The sequence below is a fragment of the Streptococcus parasanguinis genome (assembly GCF_001069785.1).
Lineage (GTDB): Bacteria > Bacillota > Bacilli > Lactobacillales > Streptococcaceae > Streptococcus > Streptococcus parasanguinis_T.
The window spans coordinates 1-3,821 of record NZ_JVSR01000001.1 but is presented as its reverse complement, the minus strand read 5'-3'; the positions used below and the strand labels follow the sequence as shown (position 1 = coordinate 3,821).

Genomic DNA, 3,821 nt, shown 5'->3' with positions numbered 1-3,821 from the left:
ATCGAGTGGTACTATAAGGGTGAAGAAGGTCTGAAATGGTACACTTGGCGCACCTATTCATACCCATTTAAGAATAAAGCTGAATTTAATAAGAAGCTTGATGAAGAAATCAAAACTATTAAAGAAATTCAAAAAGAAAATGAGGGTGATTGACCCGTTTTTGAAATAAATCTTAGCTTATTAAGGGCCCAACTATATTGTTAGGAAGACATTTCCTTTGGATTGGATATGTTGTTAGAATGATGTGGATATGATGAAAGAAGTAAAAAAGAGACGATTCAGTTTAAAAGTTTTTCTATTTGCTTTGATTTTTGTAGTTGTTGCTGGAATTTTCATAGTAGTTCAAAGAGGTAAGACTCAAGAAAATTCAAAATCGATATTAGAACAACAACGATTTATTGTTGTAGATGATTCGGAAAATGAAAATTTATATAAATTTAATTTTGAGAATGGGTATGATTTGAAGAGTGAAAATTTTTATAGTAGAACTCAGGTAGTTGAAAAAAATGGGAAGATGTATGATGGTAGTTCAGATGAAAAGCCTGATGACAGATATCATTTATTCTTATACCGAAATGTCACTTCCGCAATTCTGAATTTAAAGGTTTCAAAAGATGAGATCGAGAAATCAAACTATATCATTGAGCGAGATCCGAAATCTCTAATTACTAAATCGCTAGTGAAAGAGGAAAAGACACCTGAATTTGAGGCTAGAGTTTTAGATAAAACTGACCAATTTTCGAAAGTTCGGATCACCTATAATCAAGATTATTTACCAGTCAAACTTGAATGGTATTTTAAAGGGAAAGATGGGTTGAAGTGGTATACCTGGAGCCGTTTTTCCTATCCATATAAGACTGAACCTGAATTTAATAAAAAACTAGATGAAGAAATCCAGCGTATCAAAGATATTAAAGAGGAATACGAGTTGGAGAAGAAAAACGGATAATAAATTGATTATTAAATTGATTCAAAAAGAAAACGAGGGTGATTAGATTGAATCGGTCCAATTTCTTGAAATGAACCCATTCTTTCATCTTCTCGGGAAAGGTTTCGTGCAAAATGCTTGAAAAAGTGGTATAATACGGGAAATAGCTTTTGGGAGGAAATTATGACTGTAGCGAAGATTGTTTTTGCTAGTATGACTGGAAATACTGAAGAAATTGCGGATATTGTAGCGGACAAATTCCGTGATCTTGGTGTCGAAGTAGATGTGGATGAGTGTACAACTGTGGATGCGGAGGACTTCCTTGATGCGGATATCGCAGTGGTAGCGACCTATACATACGGCGATGGAGAGCTTCCAGATGAGATCCAAGATTTCTACGAAGATTTGGCTGGCCTTGATCTCAAAGGCAAACTTTACGGTGTGGTAGGATCAGGTGATACCTTCTACGATGAATTCTGTAAAGCAGTTGATGATTTCGACCGTTGCTTCGCTGCGACTGGTGCTGAAAAAGGTTCTGAGTGTGTCAAAGTTGATTTGTCTGCAGAAGACGAAGACATTGAAAAATTAGAAGCCTTTGCAGAAGAACTTGTAGCAAAAGCAAATTAATGACAAAGAGACTGGATCGATGGATTACAGCCTCGATTTATATCCAAAATAAAGAGGAGACACATGGATTTAGATCAGATTCGTAAGGACATTGACCAAATCGATCAAGAGCTTGTAGCCTTGCTGGAAAGACGGATGGTCTGTGTCGGTCAGATTGTAGAATATAAGGAGCAGCAGGGTTTACCTGTGCTCGATCAAGGAAGGGAAAGAGAGGTGCTTGAGAAAGTCGGCTCTCTCGTGACGGAGGAGCAGTATCGTGCGACCATTCAAGCTCAGTTTCAAGATATGATGAAGCGCTCGAGAGACTTCCAAGAGGAGGTGAGGGCGCGTGACTAGTCTATCTATCAAGAAAAAAGCACAACAGTATGTGGTCCTAACAGGGATGGCGCTTTTCATTGGTCTCTTGGTTGGTGCCATTGATATGATTTTTGGTCAAGGTCTTCTTCTGATCGGGGATTTCCGAAGCCAGCACTGGCCTTTGATTGTTTTTCTAGCCTTAGCGGGGCTTGTCATCGTTTATCTTTATAAACGTTTTGGTGGCAAGGCTTCAAAAGGGATGGGCCTCATCTTTGATGTTGGACACGCACGTGAGGAGAAAATCCCCTTGGTCTTGGTGCCTTTGATTATGCTGACGACCTGGATGAGCCATCTCTTTGGTGGTTCGGTCGGTCGGGAAGGCGTAGCGGTCCAGATCGGAGCGACCCTTTCGCATCGTTTTGCCCGTCATATCAAGATTCCAGATGCTTCGCGTATTTTTCTTATGACCGGGATGGCAGCTGGTTTTGCGGGGCTCTTTCAGACGCCACTGGCAGCAACCTTCTTTGCCCTTGAAGTCTTGACAGTTGGGGAGTTGCAGTTGATGGCTCTCTATCCTGCCCTTATCGCTTCGATCATGGCTAGCTTTACCTCTCATGCCCTTGGCTTAGAGAAATTTGCTGTGCCACTTAGAGAAACGCTGAGCTGGACACCAGAGACCTTGATCAAAGTTGCCCTTCTTGGCCTGGCTTTTGGCCTCGCTGGGAAACTCTTTGCTGTTAGCCTTTCCTGGTTGAAGAAAACAGTTGCTCAAGCCTTGCCTAATCCTTATATCCGGATTGCCCTTATAGGGGCTGGACTTAGTTTGGTCCTCTTGACCCTCCAGCTGACCAAGGTCGGCACTTATAGTGGACTTGGAACCAATCTGATTGATGTGGCTTTTCATCAGGGTAGAGCGCAGAGTTATGACTGGATCTTGAAGCTCCTCTTTACCGTGGTGACCATCTCTGCTGGATACCAAGGGGGAGAAGTGACACCGCTCTTTGCGATCGGAGCTACGCTTGGAGTCTTCCTTGCTCCTATGCTAGGGTTACCCGTCTTAGTCGTGGCCGCTATCGGTTATGCCAGTGTCTTTGGCAGTGCGACGACGACCTTGCTCGCACCGATCTTGATCGGAGGAGAAGTCTTTGGCTATGCCAATCTTCCTTTCTTTGTTATTGCTTGCGCCATCGCCTATTGCCTACCAAAAGAGTGGAGCATTTATTCCGGTCAAAAAGTTGCGAAAAAGTAGAGAAAAGAGCTTTACAAACCTGAGATTATCTGATATGATAGTTTCTGTGCGTAATGGAAGCACAAAAATACAGTTTATCCGCTGAGGGAGGTCCCTCAAGATTGACGAAGATAGGAGAATAAAATGAATCCATTAATCCAAAGCTTGACTGAAGGTCAACTTCGTACTGATATCCCTGCATTCCGTCCTGGTGACACTGTTCGTGTACACGCGAAAGTTGTCGAAGGATCTCGTGAACGTATCCAGATCTTTGAAGGCGTTGTTATCGCTCGTAAAGGTCAAGGACACACTGAAATGTACACTGTTCGTAAAATCTCTAACGGTGTCGGTGTTGAACGTACATTCCCAGTACACACTCCACGTGTAGAAAAGATTGAAGTTGTACGTTACGGTAAAGTACGTCGTGCGAAATTGTACTACCTTCGTGCATTGCAAGGTAAAGCAGCTCGTATTAAAGAAATCCGTCGTTAAGACGAACAAGGAGGCGGGAGTGATCTCGCTTCTTTTTTTATAGGTCCCCTTAGTTCAATGGATATAACAACTCCCTCCTAAGGAGTAGTTGCTGGTTCGATTCCAGCAGGGGACATAAATTTATGACGAAGAGGGATTTTCTAATTGAATAGAAATTCCTCTTTCGAGACTTTCCTTAGGTGTAATTCTATTTAGTTTATATATTTTTAGTATTCTAAAAGAGATAAAGGAATTAAAGCAAATAAAAGG

At 41.8% G+C, this 3,821-nt stretch carries 5 protein-coding genes, 1 tRNA gene and 1 pseudogene; all 7 read left to right on the top strand.

All coding sequences use genetic code 11. The features are described 5' to 3' along the window. Positions 1-153: pseudogene (locus ADG03_RS11800) on the top strand (cobalamin biosynthesis protein CobN); the annotation flags it as partial. A gap of 97 nt (positions 154-250) precedes the next feature. Then, complete coding sequence (locus ADG03_RS11105; protein WP_239667177.1) at positions 251-949, top strand: hypothetical protein; 699 nt, start codon at positions 251-253, stop codon at positions 947-949. 162 nt (positions 950-1,111) lie between these two features. Then, entirely contained in the window at positions 1,112-1,555 is a 444-nt protein-coding gene (locus tag ADG03_RS00025) for a flavodoxin (protein WP_003007049.1), read from the top strand. A gap of 63 nt (positions 1,556-1,618) precedes the next feature. Beyond that, positions 1,619-1,891, top strand: a complete 273-nt coding sequence (locus ADG03_RS00020) for a chorismate mutase (protein WP_003012298.1) — start codon at positions 1,619-1,621, stop codon at positions 1,889-1,891. Between the two features lie 46 nt (positions 1,892-1,937). Continuing rightward, a complete protein-coding gene (locus tag ADG03_RS00015; RefSeq protein WP_204372655.1) occupies positions 1,938-3,101 on the top strand; it encodes a chloride channel protein in 1,164 nt (387 codons plus the stop codon). Positions 3,102-3,224: 123 nt separating this feature from the next. After that, entirely contained in the window at positions 3,225-3,572 is a 348-nt protein-coding gene (rplS, locus tag ADG03_RS00010; RefSeq protein WP_003003254.1) for a 50S ribosomal protein L19, read from the top strand. A gap of 43 nt (positions 3,573-3,615) precedes the next feature. Beyond that, a tRNA-Arg gene (locus ADG03_RS00005) sits at positions 3,616-3,687 on the top strand. Positions 3,688-3,821: the final 134 nt, after the last annotated feature.

Coding starts and splice junctions, on each gene's coding strand:
- ADG03_RS11105 (WP_239667177.1), top strand. CDS start 251: ATGATGAAAGAAGTAAAAAAGAGACGATTCAGTTTAAAAGTTTTTCTA.
- ADG03_RS00025 (WP_003007049.1), top strand. CDS start 1,112: ATGACTGTAGCGAAGATTGTTTTTGCTAGTATGACTGGAAATACTGAA.
- ADG03_RS00020 (WP_003012298.1), top strand. CDS start 1,619: ATGGATTTAGATCAGATTCGTAAGGACATTGACCAAATCGATCAAGAG.
- ADG03_RS00015 (WP_204372655.1), top strand. CDS start 1,938: ATGGCGCTTTTCATTGGTCTCTTGGTTGGTGCCATTGATATGATTTTT.
- rplS (WP_003003254.1), top strand. CDS start 3,225: ATGAATCCATTAATCCAAAGCTTGACTGAAGGTCAACTTCGTACTGAT.